This window comes from Nocardia sp. Marseille-Q1738, assembly GCF_965283145.1.
Genome location: NZ_CBDIMS010000007.1, coordinates 77,184 through 97,790 on the forward strand (window position 1 = coordinate 77,184; position 20,607 = coordinate 97,790).

At 65.3% G+C, this 20,607-nt stretch carries 22 protein-coding genes; 7 read left to right on the forward strand and 15 right to left on the reverse strand.

Annotated elements, in window-relative coordinates:
* Positions 1-91: 91 nt before the first annotated feature.
* Positions 92-1,300, forward strand: a complete 1,209-nt coding sequence (locus ACWPXK_RS23790) for a helix-turn-helix domain-containing protein (RefSeq protein WP_454198399.1) — start codon at positions 92-94, stop codon at positions 1,298-1,300.
* Positions 1,301-1,322: 22 nt separating this feature from the next.
* Positions 1,323-1,529 carry a DUF397 domain-containing protein gene (locus ACWPXK_RS23795; protein WP_454198400.1) on the forward strand — a complete coding sequence of 69 codons (207 nt, stop codon included), beginning with the start codon at positions 1,323-1,325 and terminating at the stop codon, positions 1,527-1,529.
* Between the two features lie 400 nt (positions 1,530-1,929).
* Here ACWPXK_RS23795 and ACWPXK_RS23800 read toward each other — a convergent pair whose 3' ends face one another.
* The 5 genes from ACWPXK_RS23800 to ACWPXK_RS23820 all read right to left on the reverse strand — a co-directional run bounded on the left by ACWPXK_RS23800 (position 1,930) and on the right by ACWPXK_RS23820 (position 5,601).
* Entirely contained in the window at positions 1,930-2,274 is a 345-nt protein-coding gene (locus tag ACWPXK_RS23800) for a hypothetical protein (RefSeq protein ID WP_454198401.1), read from the reverse strand.
* Positions 2,274-3,611, reverse strand: a complete 1,338-nt coding sequence (locus ACWPXK_RS23805) for a WXG100-like domain-containing protein (RefSeq protein WP_454198402.1) — start codon at positions 3,609-3,611, stop codon at positions 2,274-2,276. The genes ACWPXK_RS23800 and ACWPXK_RS23805 overlap by 1 nt, the downstream gene beginning before the upstream one ends.
* Positions 3,608-3,907 carry a WXG100 family type VII secretion target gene (locus ACWPXK_RS23810; RefSeq protein WP_454198403.1) on the reverse strand — a complete coding sequence of 100 codons (300 nt, stop codon included), beginning with the start codon at positions 3,905-3,907 and terminating at the stop codon, positions 3,608-3,610. Before ACWPXK_RS23810 ends, ACWPXK_RS23805 begins: the two co-directional genes overlap by 4 nt.
* Positions 3,908-3,924: 17 nt before the next feature.
* The gene (locus ACWPXK_RS23815) at positions 3,925-4,239 is read right to left on the reverse strand and encodes a WXG100 family type VII secretion target (protein ID WP_454198404.1); all 315 of its coding nucleotides are present in this window, start codon (positions 4,237-4,239) and stop codon (positions 3,925-3,927) included.
* A gap of 165 nt (positions 4,240-4,404) precedes the next feature.
* Positions 4,405-5,601: a cytochrome P450 gene (locus ACWPXK_RS23820; RefSeq protein WP_454198405.1), complete on the reverse strand. Its 1,197-nt coding sequence runs from the start codon at positions 5,599-5,601 to the stop codon at positions 4,405-4,407.
* A gap of 967 nt (positions 5,602-6,568) precedes the next feature.
* Here ACWPXK_RS23820 and ACWPXK_RS23825 point away from each other — a divergent pair.
* Complete coding sequence (locus tag ACWPXK_RS23825; protein ID WP_454198406.1) at positions 6,569-7,228, forward strand: hypothetical protein; 660 nt, start codon at positions 6,569-6,571, stop codon at positions 7,226-7,228.
* A 134-nt stretch (positions 7,229-7,362) separates the two neighbouring features.
* On the opposite strand, the gene ACWPXK_RS23830 is transcribed toward ACWPXK_RS23825, so the two are convergent.
* The 5 genes from ACWPXK_RS23830 to rplN all read right to left on the reverse strand — a co-directional run bounded on the left by ACWPXK_RS23830 (position 7,363) and on the right by rplN (position 10,767).
* Positions 7,363-8,916: an acyl-CoA carboxylase subunit beta gene (locus tag ACWPXK_RS23830; protein ID WP_454198407.1), complete on the reverse strand. Its 1,554-nt coding sequence runs from the start codon at positions 8,914-8,916 to the stop codon at positions 7,363-7,365.
* Positions 8,917-9,324: 408 nt separating this feature from the next.
* Positions 9,325-9,510 (reverse strand): type Z 30S ribosomal protein S14, encoded by a 186-nt coding sequence (locus ACWPXK_RS23835; RefSeq protein ID WP_014981705.1) that lies wholly within the window; start codon positions 9,508-9,510, stop codon positions 9,325-9,327.
* Positions 9,511-9,514: 4 nt separating this feature from the next.
* Complete coding sequence (rplE, locus tag ACWPXK_RS23840; protein WP_330233054.1) at positions 9,515-10,078, reverse strand: 50S ribosomal protein L5; 564 nt, start codon at positions 10,076-10,078, stop codon at positions 9,515-9,517.
* Position 10,079: 1 nt separating this feature from the next.
* Positions 10,080-10,397, reverse strand: a complete 318-nt coding sequence (rplX, locus tag ACWPXK_RS23845; RefSeq protein WP_040774295.1) for a 50S ribosomal protein L24 — start codon at positions 10,395-10,397, stop codon at positions 10,080-10,082.
* A gap of 1 nt (position 10,398) precedes the next feature.
* The gene (rplN, locus tag ACWPXK_RS23850) at positions 10,399-10,767 is read right to left on the reverse strand and encodes a 50S ribosomal protein L14 (RefSeq protein ID WP_014349098.1); all 369 of its coding nucleotides are present in this window, start codon (positions 10,765-10,767) and stop codon (positions 10,399-10,401) included.
* A gap of 340 nt (positions 10,768-11,107) precedes the next feature.
* On the opposite strand from rplN, the gene ACWPXK_RS23855 reads away from it, so the two are divergent.
* On the forward strand, positions 11,108-13,156 hold the full coding sequence (locus ACWPXK_RS23855; protein ID WP_454198408.1) for a M13 family metallopeptidase: 2,049 nt from the start codon (positions 11,108-11,110) through the stop codon (positions 13,154-13,156).
* Between the two features lie 73 nt (positions 13,157-13,229).
* Here ACWPXK_RS23855 and ACWPXK_RS23860 read toward each other — a convergent pair whose 3' ends face one another.
* Positions 13,230-14,108 carry a type IV toxin-antitoxin system AbiEi family antitoxin domain-containing protein gene (locus tag ACWPXK_RS23860; RefSeq protein ID WP_454198409.1) on the reverse strand — a complete coding sequence of 293 codons (879 nt, stop codon included), beginning with the start codon at positions 14,106-14,108 and terminating at the stop codon, positions 13,230-13,232.
* Between the two features lie 149 nt (positions 14,109-14,257).
* Positions 14,258-14,914, reverse strand: a complete 657-nt coding sequence (locus ACWPXK_RS23865; RefSeq protein WP_454198410.1) for a TetR/AcrR family transcriptional regulator — start codon at positions 14,912-14,914, stop codon at positions 14,258-14,260.
* Between the two features lie 119 nt (positions 14,915-15,033).
* On the opposite strand from ACWPXK_RS23865, the gene ACWPXK_RS23870 reads away from it, so the two are divergent.
* From ACWPXK_RS23870 to ACWPXK_RS23880, 3 genes are all read left to right on the forward strand, one after another.
* Entirely contained in the window at positions 15,034-16,428 is a 1,395-nt protein-coding gene (locus tag ACWPXK_RS23870) for an MFS transporter (protein ID WP_454198411.1), read from the forward strand.
* A 45-nt stretch (positions 16,429-16,473) separates the two neighbouring features.
* Positions 16,474-16,863 (forward strand): cupin, encoded by a 390-nt coding sequence (locus tag ACWPXK_RS23875; protein ID WP_454198412.1) that lies wholly within the window; start codon positions 16,474-16,476, stop codon positions 16,861-16,863.
* Between the two features lie 116 nt (positions 16,864-16,979).
* Complete coding sequence (locus ACWPXK_RS23880) at positions 16,980-17,120, forward strand: hypothetical protein (RefSeq protein ID WP_454198413.1); 141 nt, start codon at positions 16,980-16,982, stop codon at positions 17,118-17,120.
* Positions 17,121-17,127: 7 nt separating this feature from the next.
* Here ACWPXK_RS23880 and ACWPXK_RS23885 read toward each other — a convergent pair whose 3' ends face one another.
* From ACWPXK_RS23885 to ACWPXK_RS23895, 3 genes are all read right to left on the reverse strand, one after another.
* Positions 17,128-18,210 carry a hypothetical protein gene (locus ACWPXK_RS23885; protein WP_454198414.1) on the reverse strand — a complete coding sequence of 361 codons (1,083 nt, stop codon included), beginning with the start codon at positions 18,208-18,210 and terminating at the stop codon, positions 17,128-17,130.
* A gap of 35 nt (positions 18,211-18,245) precedes the next feature.
* Positions 18,246-19,184: an RNA polymerase sigma-70 factor gene (locus ACWPXK_RS23890; protein WP_454198415.1), complete on the reverse strand. Its 939-nt coding sequence runs from the start codon at positions 19,182-19,184 to the stop codon at positions 18,246-18,248.
* Positions 19,185-19,279: 95 nt separating this feature from the next.
* A complete protein-coding gene (locus tag ACWPXK_RS23895; protein WP_454198416.1) occupies positions 19,280-20,467 on the reverse strand; it encodes an NAD(P)/FAD-dependent oxidoreductase in 1,188 nt (395 codons plus the stop codon).
* Positions 20,468-20,607 lie beyond the last annotated feature (140 nt).

Sequence of the window (20,607 nt, forward strand, 5' to 3'; positions counted from 1 at the left end):
CGTGTCCCTTTTCGAACCCCGGAGTTGACGTCGCCCGAGTAGCGTGAGCAGCGAAACCTTCATTCGGCCAACGGCTTAGGGAGAGCCCGGCATGGTTCATCACGAGTTCGGTCAGCGATTGCGGCGGCTGCGCGAGCAGGCCGGGATGACCCGTGCTGTTCTGGGGGAACTCGCGGGGCGTTCCGCGAGCTGGGTGAAAGCAGTCGAGAACGGGCGACTTCAGCAACCACGTCTTCCGATGCTGATCCGGCTGGCGGATATCCTCGATATCAACGACCTGAAGGAGTTGACGGGCGAGCAAGCGCTCTTGCGGGCAAGCTACGGCAAGACTGTGCATCCCGCTCTCGCGAAGGTCACCGAGGCGTTGGCGTCCTATCCAGTAGCGGCGAGCGGCGACAATCCCGATCTTTCTCCCGGAGCGCTGGCGGCTCGCACCCGACAGGCGTGGACCCTGTGGCACGGAGCCGCGTACCAGCGTTCGGCCGTGGCGACGGTCCTGCCCGACCTACTGCGAGATACCCGGATCGCCGTACGTCAGCTTGACGGGAACGAGCGGCGGAAGGCGCTCTCCACGCTGTCGCAGGTCTACCACCTCACTCAGCTCTATCTGTCGTTTCAACCGCCCGCGTCGTTGGTATTGATGTCCGGCGACCGCGCGATGACCGCCGCGCAGGATGCCGACGACCCGTACGCCATGGCCGCTGCGGCTTGGTATGTCAATCACGTCTACCGGGACGCTGGCGAGCAGCACGATGCCCGTGTCGCGCTCGCACATGAGGTTTCCGGTCTGCTCAGCCCGGACAAGGCGGGCAACGACTTGGCGCTCTGGGGTTTGCTCAGGCTCGCGATGGCGCTGTCGTACGCGAAGGTCGGACGCGAAGGCGATGCCCTTCGGTACTGGGACGAAGCCGACAGGGCGGCACGTGCCCTCGGCGACGAGTACCACCACCCATGGCTGATCTTCGGCCGGCCCATGGTCGACGCATACATGATCACCATTCAGGCCGATTTGATGCATCCCGGTTACGCGATCCAGCAGGCCGGCAAAGTCGACTTGACCACGATGCCCTCAGCGACGAGGCGCAGCTTCCACACCGCCGAAATCGCCCGCGCACACCATATGCGGGACGAATCTCCGGCTGCCGTGTCGCTACTTACCAAGGCGCACAAGGAATCTCCCGACACCTTCGGCTTCTCGCTGTTCGCTCGGTCAGCTGTGCCCGACCTAGTAGAGCACGGTGGCGCTACCGTGCGACCAGACGCTCAAAAGCTCGCCTCCGTCCTGCGCCTGACCGGGTAGCAAGGAGTTATGGCGGTGACCGTTGACCGTTGACCTATCCGGGGCAAGCTGGTTCAAGAGCAGCTTCAGCGCGTCCAACGGCCAGTGCGTAGAGGTCGCACACCTGGATGGCGGCACGGTCGGCGTGCGCGACTCCAAGAACCCAACCCGCACGGCACTGGTGTTCACCCCCGGCGACTGGGACGCCTTCCTGGCCGGAGCCAAAGACGGCGAATTCGACCGCCCCTGAGGGCAGTTCGAGCCCGGCATCGCAATCCAGGTGCCGAGATGATATTCCGGCCGAGTTCGAGTAATGCAACGAATCTCGTCGCATTGTCGTTGCTTTTGGACCGAGCCAGTACAGTCGCCTGCCGTCCACCTTGTAGTACAAGCGCCTCGGCTGCCTCTTGCTCGACGGCGGAATCTTCGTCATCCAGCAACGCGACTAGCCTGCTGGACGCTGCTTGGTCGGGAAGCAGCTGACCAAACGTTCGCGCAGCATCACGCCTGACATCCCCAGGGTGAATTGGATTCTTCAAATGCCGACAGCAGATGCCAACACCCTTCCGTAATCGTGGCTCATCCAGCCAGGCCGGGCGCACATCCCTCTTTCTCGTGCCAAAAACACGAACGTTAGGGCGAGAAAACATTCAGCGGGCCAGGAACACGTCACTGATCCGGATGGGGTACACCTCTACAGTTAGTTCCCCAGCCAGATCGGCTCCTCTCGTGGATATTCTGATGATCCCGCTTCCTTCGACCGCAATCCGATTCACCTGCTCGCGAAATAGATCGGTGAGAAGCACCGAATCCTGAATCCACCGGACGCGAACGGATCGGGCAATTACGTCGTACGATAATTCCAGCTTGTTCCGGTCGTCGGCATCGATGTTGACAACAAAAGAAGCAGTCGTTCCCGGAATTGCGACACGTTCCGCTCCGAACGCCTCCAGGAAGTCGGATTCCTCCGGCTCAACGAACTCATGGTCAGGCATTATGCTCCTCCACCCTTAGGGATCACAGTCGTCAAGCGCAAGCCCTCCGGCGTGACTTGCCATGTCGTTTCGAACTTCAGAATACCGTTCGGTCCCACGAACAGGGACTCTCGCACCTGAAAGTTCCCATACTCATTGGAGAAAGTGCGAGCAATATTGTTGTCGGTACTGACAACCTCGTCGAAATGACGATTGAGCAGATCCCGACCAGCCTGGTTATCGAATACCCCCACACGATTCAACTGCGAAAGATTTTGCAACGACCTCGGCGAGTTGTGCTCATCCTCCGCCGCCCTACCAAAAAGATAGTCGAACTTCTTCTCGTCGACAATGGCCTTCGGCTGTGGTTTAGGGGCGCTGTTAACATCGCCGCTGCGTTTCCCGCGCAGCCGATCGCGCAGGTCGGTAACCACTTTCCTGGCTTTGACAACCGCGTCCTTTGCCTCCTGCTCGAGACCCGCGATCTGGAGCGCCTTGCGGGCTCGCCACGCGATGATGCCGTCTTTGATCTTCCCGGCCCATTGCTGGAGCGTGTGGACGGCCTTGGCGGCGGTGACCGCGCCGGCGCCGAAGCTTATCAGCGAGAGGCCGATGGTGATTGCGGCGTCGATGGCGAGATCCTTGGCGAGACCTTCTAAGAAGGTCCTGATCTCGGCGCGGAGTTCGTTCAGCGCGTCGCGGTATTCGATGCAGGACTGGCTGATCTGCTTGCAAGCGGTCAGCAGTTGATCGATGGAGTTCGCCAGGGATTTGAGATCGTCTCGGATGTAGGACGCGTCGTCGGCGGTGACGGTGTCGAACAGCCCTGCGGCGATGGTGATTTTGTCGCGGGCGTTCGTGTTCTGGTAGATGGTGCCGAGCCGGTCCCAGGCGTCGGCCGCCTTGGTTAGTTTTCCGGTGTCGCCATCGGGAACCGGTATGCCTATGTGGCTGACGATATTGATGCCGCTGTCGATGAGTCCTTGCCCGGGGCCGCCCGCCGAGGCTGGGACCGAGAATGGCCCGAAGACAGGCATTCCCGGATCTGTTGGCCGATCCGGTTGTGGCGCGCCCTTCAGCGAGGCGTCGGCTTGAGCGTGCGTGAAGCCGATCTCGTTGAGGGCGCTGCCGTATGCGTACAACGTAGAGTGGACATCCTCGAAGAACCCCACCGCCTCGTAGGCGGACGTGTTGTACGAGCGCGCCCATTCTTGACCGTTCTCGTCCACGCCTGCCATCGATCCGCATCCGGACAGTTCCGCGAAGATGTAGACAAAGCTGTCACGCAGCGCCGACGCGGCGTCGAAACAGTTGGTGGCCGCTTGGTAATAGGCCTTCGGATCGACGGCCAGGGTCATATGCCGAGGATCCGCAGACTCTCGGCCACAGCGCCGGTGTAGCCCTCATGAGCCAGTCGCACAGCCTCTTCCAAGGCCGTGAGCCCTTCCTTGATATCGGTGGCGCCGACCAGCCATTCGTCGTGTGCTTCGCGGTAGGCCACCATCACGGCCCCGGACGAGGCCGCGTCGACTTCCTTGGCTTTCTGGTCGATTGCTGCGAGCTGATCGGAAAGCAAGCCGGCGAAACCCCGGATTCGGGCGGCCAAGTTATCGAGTTTGTCGAGATCGACCGAGAAAGCTTGCGCGTCTGCCATCAGGTGCCTGTCCTCGGTCAGGGCAGGTCCAACGAGCTCACGCCGGTGGCGAAAGCTTGGTCGGTCCCGCGAACGGTGTCGGCGGTGATCCCCAGCTTCTCCGCCAACTCGAACAGCGCATCCCACACCTGCACCGCTCCCTGGTGAAACTCCTCCCAGCCAGCCGTAAAGGCGCCGGAGTTGTTTCCGGTCCAGCTCTCCAGCATGTCCCGAACATCCGTCTCCAGCGCCGAGTAGCCGTCACGGCACTGGGTGGCGACATCGAATGCCAAGCGCCCCAATGCCTTGACTTCATCGGTCTCGACCGACAGTGAGGACGATTCCCCCGCCAAACCTCTGTCCCCCTCTGCCAGTGAATGATTCAGACGACAGCCGCGTACCGTCTCGGGCCAGAAGCCGAACTCGTTGCAGCATAGCTGAGCTAGCGATCACCTGGAAAGCACGAATGGCGGTCTGATGCCTGGATCGCCGTCCGCGCGTGGGAGATTGCGAGATTCTCAGTACTCGTTCAACGGAGCAGAGGGGGGAAAGGTGACCGGCAGAGCCACCAAAGAACGGTGGAAGGGACCAGGCCTCCAGGCCACTGCGTCGGCCGGTATGGCCAGCCGGATCTCGGGCAGCGCATCGAGAAGCTGATCGATCGCGTGCTGAGCGATCAGGTAGGCCAGCGACTGCGCAGGGCAAGCGTGTGGGCCGATGCCCCACGCCAGATGCGAGCGATTGCCTGTGCGATTCTCGGTCCGGATCGCGGGGTCGTTGTTGCAGCCGGCCATGCTGATGAGGATCGGCTGGTGCGCGGGCAGCCAGACGTCGTCGATGAGGATCGGCTGACGGGGGTAGGTGGTGAGGAGGTTTGCCAGCGGCGGGTTGTTGAACAAGACTTCGTCCAGAGCGTCGCGGGTGGACAGGTTCCCGCCGACGACACTTCCGCCGAAGCGTTCGTCGGTGAGGATCAGCAGCAGGGTGTTGCCGATCAGGTTCTGTTCCAGTTCGATCCCGGCGCCGTAGACGGCGTTCAGCTGGTGGATCATCTCCAGTTCATCGAGTTCGGCCGGATGCCGCAGCAGTAGCGAGGTGATGTCGTTGCCAGGATGGGTCCGTTTGAGGGCCAGCAGTTCCAGCAGCGCCTCGGCGGTCATCTTGTTGCCGGCCTCGGCATCGACCCCCTCGAATATCGCGGCCATGCCTGCGGCGACCCGCTGTCCGATCTCCGGCGGGCAGCCGAGCAGGGAATCGATGACCGCGAATGCAAGCGGGAACGCGTACTGACTGATCAGATCGGCTGCACCGGCCTGGCAAAAGGTGTTGACCAGCGGGGTGGCGATCTTCTCCACGGTGGCATCGAGGGCATACAGATCTACCGCGTCGATACTCATGGTGAGTGCTTGCCGGTAGCGCAGGAGGGCCGCTCCGTCGCTTCGACTCCCGGTGGGACGCCACTCCATAAGCGGCAGGATGGGGCAGTCGGCCGGGATGTTCTTCTGCCAGGTGCGCGGATCGACAGGGAAGCGCTCGGGATCGTTCAGGATCCGCAGCGCGGTGTCATACCCGACCACCAACGTGGCCGGCACGCCCGGCGCCAGCTCAACCGGAGCCAAAGAGCCGTACTGTCTTCGCATTTCGTCGTAAGCACGGTGTGGATCCGAGGCGAATTCCGACGAGTACAGCGGCACCCTCGGACCTTCGGAAGCCATCGGCGAGCCGTGGACGACCGGACAGGTCGGGGTGTCCGTACGGGACTGTGGCGTACCCAAGGATGTAACTCCAGATGCTGGTGTGTTCTGGGGACGCGATCATCCGCGCATCCCCGCTTTCGGCCGCCGAACAACTGCTGCCATTTCGAGAAGCGTACTGTCCAGGGGTATTTCATGCGAACTATTCCGCGCCGCATCGGCCGCAGCCGATTCGAAGTTTCCTCCGTCGAACCCGGTTGGTGAAGGCCTGATGGTGTCGATGGCGTGCTTCCTTGCCGCCTCCGACCTGGCCTGCCGGAAGCTGCGTAAGCCGCTGATGTCTTTGATCACGACTCCGGCGTAGCAGCACGCCATCCCGCGAGCGCGGGCAGTCGATCGATCAAATGACGGCAGTCGTACTGCTTCTGGGGCTTGGGACTCGGCGACAAGACCGCGATCGCCTACGCGACGATTGCCCGCTCGCTGATAGAGCACCCAATTCGGCACCTGTACGCGGTCCTGATCCAGCAGCCCGCTCGCGCCCTCCGGCACTGGTCGACCTGGCGCCGCCGACCTCCACACCGCTCCGTACCGGCAATGTCCCGCCAACTCAACTGATCACGCAGTCCGGCTGGAGTATGGGATTGCTGCACAACGCCGAGACGTACGGGTAGACCGAGGACGCACTGAACGATATCGACATGTTCGCCGCGGGAGCCGTGCGTCTTGACAGCGCTGAAACGAGAGCTTCGCGGCAGTCGCCCGATGCGGCGGCGGAGTCGGTGACAGCATTCGCTCTCAGTTTGCCGAGAGTTCATGGCGGATCGAATTACCATGCTGCTCAATCGGTTCCACATTGTGGACAATGTCACAAGGTTTGCCTTGACGATCGTGCAGTCGCTACCAATAGTGCGTTCAGTTCACACGACACGACGTTCGATTCGTCCTCGTGGGGGGTGGTCGGGGGTCGGGAGGGAAAATGAATTCAATGTTCTATCGCGCTGCAACGCGTATCGGTCGTAAGGCGCTTATCGGTGCGCTGCCGCTGGCCGTGGCGACTACGTTCGCCGGTGCCGGAGCCGCTTCGGCCACCAACTACGCTGATCAGCAGGCGAAGTTGGCCCAGGCGATCTCGACGTCGGGCACGTCCGCGGACATCGGCTACCACACCACGGTCGCGCCGGACCTGCGCACCGTCTCCGCCACGCTGGATGCAGGCACGTTCCAGCTCGGCGAGGCCTCGATCAAGGTCGTGAACAAGGCCGGCGCGGCGGTCACCGAGCTTCCGCGCACGCTGGCCACGCCGTCCGGTACCACCATCGCCCTGGATGCCAAGGTGTCCGAGGACGGCCGCACGCTGTCGGTGACCACACCTGAGGTCTCGGCCGCGACGGGCGCGGAACTGAAGGACATCGCGACCAATCCGGGGGCGCAGTACCCGGATCCGGTCATGAACGGTGCGGCCGCGGGCGCGGGCGTCGGTGCGATCGCCGCCCTCATCACCTGCATTCCGACCGTGGCGGCCTTCGTCGTCGGTTACGTGCTGTGCGCCGCGGTCGGCGTGGTGACCACCGCCATCCTGGGTGCCGTGGTCGGCGCGGTCGTGGGTACGGTCGCACCCGATGTCATTCCGCAGGTGCTGCCCTGACAATCAGCGCTTGACCTGCTGAGCCGAAGTCGCGAAAGGCGCTGCGGCGGAGACGATCCGCCGCAGCGCCTTTCTTCTGGTCGTCTGCGATTCGCTGCTTGGCGCAAAGCCCAGCTGCGGAGTCAACGGGAAGATCACATCGGGTACACCGGGTGCTTGCGCGGGTTGAACTCCGGCTTGACCGGCGGCTTGTCCCGCAACAGGCGCAGCGCGTTCCGGATCTCCAGACGGGTGCGCGCCGGTTCGATGACCGCGTCGATGTAGCCGCGTTCGGCGGCGATCCACGGGGTGGCGATCGTCTCGTTGTACTGGTTGATCATGAACTCACGCGCCGCTGCCCGATGCTCCTCCGGCACCGCCTCCAATTGCCGCTTGCCGATGAGGTCGACCGCGCTGTCGGCGCCGATCACAGCGATCCGGGCCGTCGGCCAGGCGAAACTGATATCGGCACCCACCTGTCGGGCCGCCATCATGCCGTAGGCGCCACCGTAAGACTTGCGCACGACCAGGTTGATGATCGGGACCGTCGCCTCGATGATCGCACGCGGGACCCGCCCGCCGCGGATGATCACACCGTTGGCTTCCTGCTCGAGGCCCGGCAGCACGCCCGGGGTGTCCGCGACGAACACCAGCGGGATATTGAACGCGTCGCAGAGCCGGATGAAGTAGGTCGACTTGTCCGAGCAGGCGGCGTCGATGGAACCACCTAGCACCAACGGCTGGTTGGCGATCACACCGACCGGATAGCCGTCGACCCTGGCGAACCCGGTGATCAGATTCGGGGCGAAAGCGGCGCGGATTTCGTGAAATTCACCGTCGTCGAAGATCCGCAGCAGGATCTCATGCATGTCGTAACCGGCGCGATCGGAATCCGGGATGATCGTGTCGAGCTCCCGATCGGTAGCAGTGATCTCCGGCTCCAAGCCGGGGTTCACAATCGGCGGCTGCTCGAGACAGCTCGTCGGCATGTAGCTCAGGTAGTTGCGCGCCCACTCGTAGGCTTCCTGCTCGGTGTCGGCCACGTGATGCAGGGTGCCGCGTTCGGCCTGTACCTCGGCGCCACCGAGCTCCTCGGCGGTGACGTCCTCACCGTTGACGGCTTTGATCACCTCCGGCCCGGTGACGAACATGTAGGAATCCCTGGTGCCGATGAGCACGTCGGTGTTGATCGGTCCGTATACCGAACCCGCTGCGCACTTGCCGAGAATGATCGACACCTGTGGCACATACCCGGACAGTTTCTCCAACACCCGGGAAATATCACCGAACGAAGCGATCGAACCCACCGCGTCCTGGATACGCGCACCGCCGGAATCATTGATCGTCACCACCGGGCATGCGTTGTCGAACGCGAGTTGCAGCGCCCGCATGAACTTGCGGGCGGACGTGATACCGACCGACCCGCCGTACACGGTCTGATCGTGGGCGATCACCACCACCGGACGGCCCCCGATCAGACCGCGACCGGTAACCAGCCCGTCACCGTAGAGAGCATCCGGTCGGCCGGGCTGACGAGCCAACGCACCGGTCTCGATGAACGTCCCGCGGTCGAGCAGCATGTCCACACGCTGGCGAACACTCGGAACGCCCTTCTTCGCCCGCTTGGCGGCACCGGCCTCACCCGCCGGTTCCGCAGCTATCGTCAGGATCTTGACCAGTTCATCGAGCTTCGCCTCGGTACCTGTCACGCTCGCCGCCACCTTCCGAACCAACTGTTGTGCCCCCGCGACGTTAAGCGGTATCGACACAGAACGTGTCACTGGACCGGATATCCGGGACAAATCACAGCCGGGGCCGACCGCACATCACGTCCGAACACAGTCAGAGGAAGGACTGGCAAGACGCCGTTCCAGGACGGTGAACGCGGTGACCGCCTCGGGCGACTCGAAGGCCCGGTTGCAGCGGAGCCGACCGTGAGCTGGCGCAGGATTCCGGCTTCGGTCAAACGCTCGACGGCGGAGTTCGCGGCGGGAAAGCTGCGTCCGATCAGTGTTGCCGCGGTGGGAGCGCCTCTATAGAAGGCGAGGGCACGGACTCGGTGTGAGTCCGTGCCCTCGCTGTCTTGCTATCCGGGTGCGCTCACGAGGAGCGCGAGCTCACCAGGAGCTCTTGTGCACGCCCGGCAGCTCGCCCCGGTGCGCCATTTCGCGCAGGCACACGCGGCAGAGGCCGAACTTGCGGTAGACCGCGTGGGGGCGGCCGCACCGCTGGCAGCGGGTGTAGGCGCGGACCGCGAACTTCGGCTTGGCGTTGGCTTTGTTGACCAGTGCTTTCTTTGCCATGTGCTCAGTTCTCCTTGAACGGGAAGCCGAGGTGCTTGAGCAGGGCACGGCCTTCTTCGTTGTTGGTCGCGGTGGTCACCACGGTGATGTCCATGCCGCGCGGGCGGTCGATCCTGTCCACGTCGATCTCGTGGAACATCGACTGCTCGCTCAGGCCGAACGTGTAGTTGCCGTTGCCGTCGAACTGCTTCGGCGACAGGCCGCGGAAGTCGCGGATACGCGGCAGCGCGATGGAGACCAGGCGGTCGAGGAACTCCCACATCCGGTCGCCGCGCAGGGTGACCTTCGCGCCGATCGGCATGCCCTCACGCAGCTTGAACTGCGCGATGGACTTGGTCGCCTTGCGGATCTGCGGCTTCTGGCCGGTGATCAGGGCCAAGTCCTCGACCGCGCCATTGATCAGCTTCGCGTCGCGGGCGGCGTCGCCGACACCCATGTTGACGACGACCTTCACCACGCCCGGGATCTGCATCACGTTGGCGTAGTTGAACTCGTTGTTCAGCGCGTCCTTGATCTCTTCGCGGTAGCGCTGCTTCAGCCGGGGCTGCACTTTTTCGGTCGTGGTCATGTCAGATGTCCTTCCCGTTCTTCCGGGAGATCCGGACCCGCTTGCCGCTCTCCTCGTCGGTCCGGTAGCCGACCCGGGTCGGCTTGCCGTCGGAGTCGACGACCATCACGTTCGACACGTGGATCGGAGCTTCCTGGGTCACGATGCCGCCCGAGGAGGCGCCGCGCTGAGTGGCGGAGTTCGCGACGTGCTTCTTGATCCGGTTCACGCCCTCGACGAGAACCCGGTTCTCCTTCGGGTAGGCCTGGATGACCTTGCCCTTGGCACCCTTGTCCTTGCCCGAGATGACGAGCACGGTGTCGCCCTTGTGCACCTTCATGTCAGAGCACCTCCGGGGCCAGCGAGACGATCTTCATGAACTTCTTGTCGCGCAGCTCGCGGCCGACCGGGCCGAAGATGCGAGTGCCGCGCGGGTCGTTGTCCGCCTTGATGAGCACGGCCGCGTTCTCGTCGAAACGGATGTAGGAACCGTCCGGACGGCGGCGCTCCTTGGTGGTGCGCACGACGACGGCCTTCACGACATCACCCCGCTTGACGTTGCCGCCGGGGATGGCGTCCTTCACGGTAGCGACGATGACATCGCCGATACCGGCATAGCGACGCGACGAACCACCGAGAACGCGGATGCAGAGGATCTCCTTCGCACCCGTGTTGTCGGCGACGCGCAGTCGCGACTCCTGCTGAATCACTTCAGCGTCCTCCTTGACCTGGACGTTTAGCACGCCGGATTGCCGACCCGACGGGCATGGTCGGTTGCCCTCCGGACGCGCGCCTGCCAGCGGGTTTCCTCGATCTGAGCGATAACGCGGAACCAACCACTGGGGGTTCACTGCCGGATTGCGGGCATAGCTCCCGCAGGCAACCGGTCTAGTGTATGGGAATCCGCAGGTCGTTCCCAAATCGGGCGGTCGGGCGGCCTCCCCGGGCCACGTTTCCGGGCTGGACCGGCGCCGCGGCGGTAGCCTCGGTGTCCTGTAAGGCTGCCTTTACGTACATCTGCGGCAACGCCGCGTCGGGGAGAGGACTCTCGTGACATCAACCGGTCGTCCAGGCAAGCTGGACCGTCGTGCGTTCCTGATCGCGCTCGGGGCGGTCCCGGCCGCCGCCGCGCTGGTCGCCTGCTCGAACGACACCGAACCGGCGAGCCAGACGCTCACCGGTGTCGACCTGAGCGGGGCGGACGAGACGATCCGGCCGCAGGACGACCTGTACCGGCACGTCAACGGGAAGTGGCTGCGGGAGTACCAGCTGCCGCCGGACAAAGTCGCCTTCGGCTCGACGAGCGAGGCCGCCGAGCGCACCCAGCAGCAGTTGCGGGAGATCATCGAGGGCATTCAGGACCCGGAGCCCGGCTCGGAAGCCCAGCAGATCAAGGACCTGTACGACGCACGCCTGGACTGGGACGAGATCGAACGGCTCGGCATGACTCCGCTGGCGGGGCTGTTCGCCAAGATCGACGGCGCCGCGACCAAGGCGGACCTGGCGAAGGTGATGGCCGAGCTGCCGATCGGCGGGCTGATCGGACTCGGCATCGGCGTCGACCGGAAGAACTCCGACGCCTACATCCCTTCGGTCGGCCAGTCCGGCCTCGGACTCGGTGAGCAGTACTACCGGAAGCCCGAGTACGCCGAGGTGCTCGCGCAGTATCGAATCTTCCTCGAGCGCATCGCGGCGGGCGCCGGGTTCGCCGATCCAGCCGGTATCGCTCAGCGCGTGTTCGACCTGGAGAAGCGCATCGCTCCCGCGCACTGGGACAACGTGCGCAACCGCGACACCGACGCGACGTACAACTTGTACAGCTGGGCCGAGACGACCGCACTCGCACCGGGATTCGACTGGGACCCGTGGCTGGCGGGGAACACCGACCGCCCGCGCGAGCTGTTCGCCTCGATCGTGGTCAACCAGCCGTCCTACATCACGGCGGCCGGCCAGCTGTGGACCGAGGTCGACATCGCCACGTGGCGGGACTACCTCAAGTTGTACGTGCTGCGGGAATTCGCGCCTTACCTGCCCAAAGCCATCAACGACGCGAATTTCGATTTCAAGGGCAGGGTGCTCAACGGTCAGGACGAGCGCCCGGAACGCTGGAAGTACGGGGTCGGCATCGTCGACGAACGGCTCGGCGAACAGCTCGGGAAACTCTATGTGGACAAGCACTTTCCGCCGGAGGCAAAAGAGCGCGCCAAGGAAATGCTCGGCGACGTCATCGCGGCCTACCGGGAGAACTTCACCAACTCCACCTGGATGTCGCCCGCGACCAGGACGGCGTCGCTGGCGAAACTGGACAAGATCGATCCCAAGATCGGCTACCCGGACAAGTGGATCGACTACTCCAAGCTGAAGATCACCAAGGGCAAGCTGATCGAATCGTTGCTCGCCGTCAATGATTTCGAGGTCAAGCGTGCCTTCGCGCGCCTGGGCACCCCGGTCGACAAGACCGAATGGGGAATGTCGCCGCAGACGGTGAACGCCTACTATTCGGCGACCTCCAACCAGATCGTCTTCCCGGCCGCATACCTCCAGCCGCCGTTCTTCGACAAAGACGCGCTGCCCGCGGTCAACTTCGGAGCGGTCGGGTCGACCATCGGCCATGAAATCGGCCACGGCTTCGACGACCAAGGCTCCAAATACGACGGCGACGGCAACCGCCGCGACTGGTGGACTCCCGAGGACCGGGCCGCGTTCGACGCAAAGGCGAAGCAGCTGGTCGAGCAGTACAACGTGCTGGTCCCCGAAGGCCTCGAGCCGAACCAGCACGTCAACGGCGAACTCACCGTCGGCGAGAACCTCGCCGACCTGCGCGGCTTGCAGATCACCCTGGCCGCCTTCCGCATCGCCGAAAAACGCCGCGGGATCGACAACCCCGACTACCGCACCATGTTCCTGTCCTGGGCTCGCAGCTGGCGGGAAAAACAGACGAAGGAACTCACCGTCCGCTACCTCGCCGCCGACACCCACTCCCCTGCCGAATTCCGCTGCAACCAGGTCGTGCGCAACCTGGAGGAGTTCTACAAGACCTTCGAAGTGAAGGAAGGCGACAAACTCTTCCTGCCCGCCGACCAGCGCGTCACATTCTGAGTAACGCACCGATTGCCGATCGCTGAGCGGAGTCGAATGGTGGCGCGGCTTTCTCCAGGTAACCACCATTTCACTACGCTCGGTCGATCGCGCACTGGATAGGGGCGGTGAAGTGCTGCGGATGGTGGTAGACGTCGGCGGCGGTGGCGTAGTAGATGGTCCAGCCTTCGGTGCTCAGCCAGTTGTGGCGCGGATTGTCACGCAGCGCGGCGTTCTGCCCGGAATGCCCTGCGGCACTGTCATATTCGAGGCCGACTCGCCATTGCCGCCAGCCCAGGTCGATGCGGCGGAGGCCGTCTCGAGTGGTGACCTCCACTTGCGGTTCCGGGGGCGGTAAGCCAGCGTCGATACAGCGCAGCCGGGTGCGTGACTCCATGGCGGATTCCGCGCGGGCGTCAGCCAGGCCGATCAGCTCGGCAGCTTGTCGACGACCGCGTCGGCCGGCGTGCTTTTGGATCTCCTCGGCGAGCGCAGCGGATGAGATTCCGCTGCGCAGTGCGGCATCCAAGGTCGCCAACGCGTCCATTCGGGTCAGGGTGCGTGCGAGGTCGGCGGCGGTGCGGACGGCATTCGTGGCGATGGTTCCGCGGACCAGATCCAGTTCCGCTGGGTCGACTCGATCGCGGTGCACGACCAGCCGAGAGGTGCGCGAGGCTTGCACGCCGAGAACCTCCGTCGGTTGGTCCGGCAGGACGGAGAAACCGTGCAACTCGGCTGCGGAGCGATAGGCTGCGGTGAGCGACGGCAGCCCCATCGACAGCCGTGCCGCCTCGACGCGCAGTTGCGCTGTCGGTCGTGTGGTCACCTCGCGGTACACCCCATGAAAGACGCGTACCCACTCCCCACGGTCGATCCGGGCACGTAGCTCGGCTCGGGTGTACTCGCGCAGCACTTGCCGCGCGGTGAACACGCCGAACTGTTTGTCCCGCACCTGTTCCAAGCCGAGTCGCATGCGCCGAGCATGCCCCGCCCGTTCACCCATAACCCGGCGCCCACCAGGCCTTTCCCCATCCCTGTGGACACCTCGCCAGCTGTGGATTTCTCAGCGACGGTAGTGAAATGGCGGCTCGTGATGATGCCGGAGCCACCATTCGACTCCCGTCACGACAGCAGGCCGGTAATGAGGGCGCGGAGTCCGAGGTCGTAGGTGTTCTGGGTGGTGAGGGTGAGGTAGTCGGGGCCGAGGGTGGCCAGGTGGGGGTAGGTTTCGGCGTCCAGGTCGGCGAAGACCTGCGCGCGGAAGGTGGGGCGGTTCTCGGCGGCACGGCGCGTGGATCTCGCGCGCACGATCAGGTCGCCCGCCGTGTAGTGCCAGATGGTGCGATATGCCTGGACCGCACGCTCCAGCGGGAGGCCGCAGGTCACGAAGCCATCGATGATGGATTCGCTCACCCACAGCGCGGAGACGCCGAAAAGATCGTCGGCGGCGAGGATTTCGACGATCCACGGGCGGGCGGCGAGCACGTCGTGCATTGCTTGCGCGGCGATGCGGATGCGCTCTTTCGGGTCCTCCGGCAGATCCGGCCAGACCACCTGGTCGGCGTAGTCGTTGAGCAGCAGCCGGAGCAGGTCTTCCTTGTCCCGGACATGGTGATACAGCGCCATCGGCGTACAACCGAGCTCGGCCGCCAGACGGCGCATGGTCAGCTTCTCCACACCTTCGGCATCGATCACGGCGTTGGCCGCCGCGACGATCTCCGCGCGGGAGATTCGCGCAGGTCGGCCGGTGCGGTGGGGCTGCGGCGACGGGCTCGGCATGGGTCCATCATCACGCATCACGCCGCATCGGTGTGGACACGGGCTGCCCGTCCGGTTAGTTTTTATACATGTATGAAAACTCGAGAGGGCGGCCTGGCGTCGCTTTGACGGCGGTGGCCGTGGCCCAGTTCATGGTCGCGCTCGACCTCGCGGTGGTGAACGTCGCGCTGCCCGCGATCCGGGTCGATCTGGGCTTCGCGCCGGTCGATCTGGCGTGGGTGGCGCACATCTACGCGCTGACTTTCGGTGGATTCCTGCTGCTCGGTGGAAAGGCGTGCGACCTGTTCGGGCGACGCAGGTTGTTCGTCGGCGGGCTCGTCGCTTTCGGCATCGCGTCCCTGGCCGGCGGTTTCGCGCAGGAGCCGTGGCATCTCGTCGCCGCGCGAGCGATCCAGGGTCTCGCCGCCGCAGCCGTCGCTCCCGCCGCGCTGGCGACGCTGACCACGACTTTTTCCGAGGGACCGGCACGAGTGCGGGCGCTCGGCGTGTGGAGTGCGGTCAATGCGGCGGGTGGCGCGATGGGGGTGCTGGTGGGTGGACTGCTGACCGAGTACGCGAGCTGGCGCTGGGTGATGCTGATCAACGTTCCGATCGTGGTGATCGCGCTGGGCGCGGCAGCGGCCGGTGTCGCGGCCGACCGGCCAGGCCCGCGCGGGCGGATCGACGTGCCCGGCGCGGTACTCGGCACCGGCGGAATCGGTTTGGTGGTGGTCGGCGTGGTGCGAACCGATCACTACGGCTGGTTATCCGCAGCGACCGGCATCACCATCGGCGTGGGCGCGCTGCTGCTGGCCGCTTTCCTCATCGTGGAGGCACGGGCGGCGGCGCCGCTGGTACGGCTCGGACTGTTCCGCAACCGATGGGTGGCGGGAGCGAACCTTTTCGTATTCCTCGCCGGTGCCGGTCAATTCAGCGCGTTCTATCTGCTGTCGCTCTATTTGCAGCAGGTCTTGGGGATGAACGCGGGCGCGGCGGGCGCGGCATTCGTTCCGTTCTCGCTCAGCGTGATCGTCGGGACGATTGTCGCCACCCGCGTCGGCGGCCGACGTTCCCCCAAAGCGGCGCTCGTCACCGGCGGGCTGCTCGCCACAGTCGGTATCGGCTGGTTCGCCTTGATCAGTCCAGACGGCAGCTTTCTCGCCGACGTCCTCGGCCCCTCCCTGCTCGGCGGGTTCGGTCTCGGTCTGTGCCTCGCCCCAGTGGCCGCGGCGGCGACCATGGGTGTGGCGCCCGGCGAAGCGGGAATGGCATCCGGCGTGTTCAACAGCGCCCGCCAGCTCGGCGGGAGTGTCGGCGTGGCCGCACTCGCCACCCTCGCGGCCACGCGGACCGGCGATAACACCGGACCGGTCGCCCTCAACGACGGCTACGCCCTCGGCCTCGGTTGCGCCGCAGCACTTTTCGCGGTGGCCTGCGTCGTCGCGGCGGTCGTTCTTCCGTCGCCGCGCCGCCCTATGGCAGAGCCGATGCCGAAAGAAGCAATTTCTGCAGAACTTTCGCCGGTGCGCCGCTAGGCACCCACTGGAACAGCTCTCCCGGCAATCAACGAAAGGAAAACGATGACCTCCACACCGATCGATCTGTTCGACCTCGGACTGCACTTCCAGGCGAGCGGCGACGTGCGAGCCGCACAACGCCGCATGAGCAGCGGCGACGGCGGCTGGCAACTCGCCACCTTCCATGTCGAATCCGACGCCGACGTGCACGCCGATCACTGGGAAATCCACCCCGCGGGCGACGAGGCAGTGTGCTGCTTGACCGGCGCGCTGCGGCTCTATCTGCGACCGGAGCAACCGGGCGACGCGGAGTCGATGGTCCGCCTCACCGCAGGCACCGCCTTCGTGGTTCCCCGAAACCGCTGGCACCGCCTCGAACTCGACGAACCATCCGACATCATGTCCATCGGCCTGCGCCACGGCACCAGACAGGAGGCCGTCGCCGCCAGCTGACCCGCGCACACCGGTTCCCGCGCACCGTCCGCTGAGACTCGTCATCGTGGTGTCAGTGCCAATTCGTCATCGGAATGTCAGTAGAACCGACTGCTGACCGTGCCGTTCGAGATCGAATGATGGGCAGTGCGCTGGCACCGGATGTCGTGCAGGCCAACGTGTTCGGTTGGCGTGGGCGGTGGCCGATGCCGCGAAGCGTGCGCTTCGGCAAGCCGCTGTCGGTCGGCTGGCCATCCTCGATCAACACGGTGACCTGACCAACGATCACGTGCGGTTGCCCGCCGAAACGCCCGGTAGCGGTGATGCCGATGAGGCTTCAGCAAGTGGTGTACGCGTCATCGGAAGTCCCGCGGTGGTTGTGGTGGCGCGGTGGGCGCGTAGGCCACCGACCAGGCACAGTGCCGCGCCGAAGGCCATCCAGATGAGCAGGACAATGACGGCCTGGGTGGCGCCGCGGCCGTCGAAGAAGGCGGTCGAGCGCAGTAACCGGCCGCCCGCTCCGGGCGGAAGGAGTTGGCCGAGCGCGCCGGACCAGCCGGGCAGCATCTCGGGTGCGGTCGCTGTGCCCGAGAGTGGGTTGCCGATGAGCATCATGATCACGGCGCCGATCCCGATGCCGGCGTATCCGAGCAGGGATTCCAGCCCGAGGACGACCAGGGAGGTGGCCGCGATCGTCAGGGCGACGGCGCCTGTGTTGGCTGGGTAGGACCCACTCAGAGAGCCGAGGCCGAACTGCAGGATCGCTGCCACTGTCCCGCCGCCGATGGCCGCGAAGGCGAATGCCCCGGTGACTCGGCGGGCGGTGCCGTGGACGAGTCTGCTCAGTAGCACTGCGGCCAGCAAACCGCCCATGACCAGGGGCAGTGCGCCTGCGGACAATCCGGCGCCACGCGGGTCGTCGGCGGGTAGGGCGGCGAGATCGCGGACGGCGACCTGTGTGCCGGGTTTGTCTGCCTGGCCGAGGCTGGTCGCCATGGTCTGCAGGGTTTGGGCGACCGCAGTGCTGGCGGCGGAGGCGACGATGAACTGCGGGGTGCCGGAACTCAGGTCGATCGCGCCGTACACCTGCCGGTCGCGGATGAGTTGTTCAGCGGCATCGGTGTCGGCGACTTCGGTGATCTCGAAGCCGCCCGGCAGACGTTGATCAAGCGTTGTACGGATCTGCGCGACAGCGTTGGTCGGCCCGGCGACAGCGATCGGCACATCGTGCACCGACGACCGCACCGACGGCCAGGCGAAGGCGATGAGCAGCACACTGATGATCGCCGTGAGCAGAGCGACCGCTCTGGCCACTGTTGGCCATCGGGACGGAAGCGTGTCGGTGGCGAGCGGTGCCCGCGTGGTCATGTCTACTCCTCGAGCGGTGGGGTCGTGGCTGGTGTTCATCGCAGGCTGAGCGGTGTTTCGGATTCGATGTGGGTCAGCTTCTGCGGGTTGCGGATGTAGTAGAGGCCGGTGATGTGGGTGTCCTCGACGCGCATCGCGATGACGCCGTCGAGTTCTCCGTCGACGTGCAGAGCCAGTGCGGGGCCGCCGTTGACCGCGGTCGGTTCGACGGTGAGCGTGATGTCGTGCTTGGTGAGACCGCCGACGATGAAGCGGGCTACCTTGTCGGCGCCGATGATCGGACGCGGTGTGGCCTGTTTGATGCCACCGCCGTCGCTGATCGCCACGACGTCGGGGGCGAGCACGTCGAGCAGGCCTTGCAGGTCACGGGTCTCGAGCGCGCTCCGGAACGCCTCGACAGCCGCCTCGGCCTGGTGCGCGGTGACCACGCGGCGTGGCCGGCGGGCTTCGACGTGGTGGCGGGCGCGGTGGGCGATCTGGTGCACGGCGGCGGGTGTCTTGTCCACCGCGGCCGCGATGTCGTCATAGCCGAAGCCGAATGCTTCGCGCAGCACGAACACCGCCCGTTCGGTCGGGGTCAGTGTCTCGAGGACGAGCATCAGCGCCATCGACATGCTGTCGGCGAGTTCGACGTCGGCCGCCACGTCCGGTGCGGTGAGCAGTGGCTCGGGGAGCCAGGGGCCCACGTATGCCTCCCTGCGGCGTTTCATAGAGCGCAGCCGGTTGAGTGACTGCCGGGTCGTGATGCGCACCAAGTAGGCGCGCTGGTCGCTCACCTGGGATACGTCGACCCTCACCCATCGCAGCCAGGTCTCCTGCAGCACGTCTTCGGCGTCGGCCGCTGACCCGAGCATCTCGTAGGCGACGGTGAACAGCAGATTGCGGTGGACGACGAACGTTTCCGTCGCGTCGACGGTGGCGTGGTCGTCGCTGAAAGCCCGCCGCCGCCCGTCGGGTTCACCTGCTGTGTCCATGGGGTCCTCTCCTATTCAGTGGGTCTTCGGGTTCGCACCGGCTCGCCGATGACACGATGTGCGGCGGCCGTCGCGACGACGGCGGTGTCGGTATCTCAGGCGAGAGGTGTGGGGGCGTCGCTGCGCTGGGCCAGCAGCTGCGGCCGGTACTTGCCGTCCTTGAACCAGCGATGCGAGCCGGGCTTGCGCGCCTCGCGCGCGAGGTGCTTGATGCCCGCTTCGCAGGCGAATTCCTTGAGCTTCTTGCCCGCGAACCCGCTGAGGTACAGCCGCATCGCGGTCTCGTCCTTGTGGCCGAGCTGGTAGATCCCCGCGTCGCGCCCGAAGCTGAGGCACATGGCGGGGAAGGCCAGGTCGATCGGCGTGGGCTGGTCACCCGCGATTCGGTGCAGCACGGTGTCGGCGGCATGCGCTCCCAGGCTGTAGGCGGTGTAGGCGCTCATCCGGAACGGCAGGCCCGACGGTGCCGCCGAGTCGCCCGCCGCGATGATGCGCTCGTCGTCGACGCTGGTCAGCGTTTCGTCGGTGAGCAGGCGACCGGCGGCGTCGGTGCGCAACCCGCTGCGATCGGCCAGATCGGGTACATCGAAGCCCGCCGTCCAGATCGTGACCGCACTCGCCAACTGCTGCCCGTCGCGGAGTTCCACGGCCTCCGTGGTCACCGCGATGACCGCCGCGTCGGGGCCTTCGACGACGCTTACCCCCAGGTCGGCGAGGTACTGGCGGGCCGTGCGCCGCGCCTTCTGGTGCAGGTACGGGCCGACGACCTCGCCACAGACCAACGTGACCGTGCGGCCACGCTCCGCCAGTTCCGCGGCGGTCTCGATGCCGGTCGGACCGCCCCCGACGACCGTCACCGGGGCCGTCATGGGGGTGTCGAAGAGCACCGACCGCAGCCGTTGCGCCGCCTCCAATGTGGCGACCGGGTAAGCGAATTCGGCCGCGCCCGGCACCCGCGAGCCCGCGCCGCTGCTGCCCGCCGCGTAGATCAGGTAGTCGTAGCCGATCGTGCCGCCCTCGGCCAGCGTCACACTGCGCCCGGCCGCGTCGATCCGCGTCACGCTGTCGACGACCAACCGGACACCCTCGGCGAGGACTTCGGTGTAGTCGACGACCGCATCGTGGGTCCCGCCCACCAGTTGATGCAGGCGCAGCCGCGGGACGAAGACCGAGCGCGGATTGATCACGGTCACCGTCACGTCGTCGCGCTGTCGCACACGATTGGCCGCCATGACACCGGCATATCCGCCGCCGATCACGACCACATCGATGTTCTTGCTCATGGTGTCTCCTTCGCTCCGTGGGGGCTCGAGCACAAGACACCGCATGGACGAAATTCCTGACATGATGTGATGCAGATCACTCGTCGCGGTGGTTCATTGCTCAGCACGCGATCGAGTAGCCGGATCTTCAGAGCAGCGCC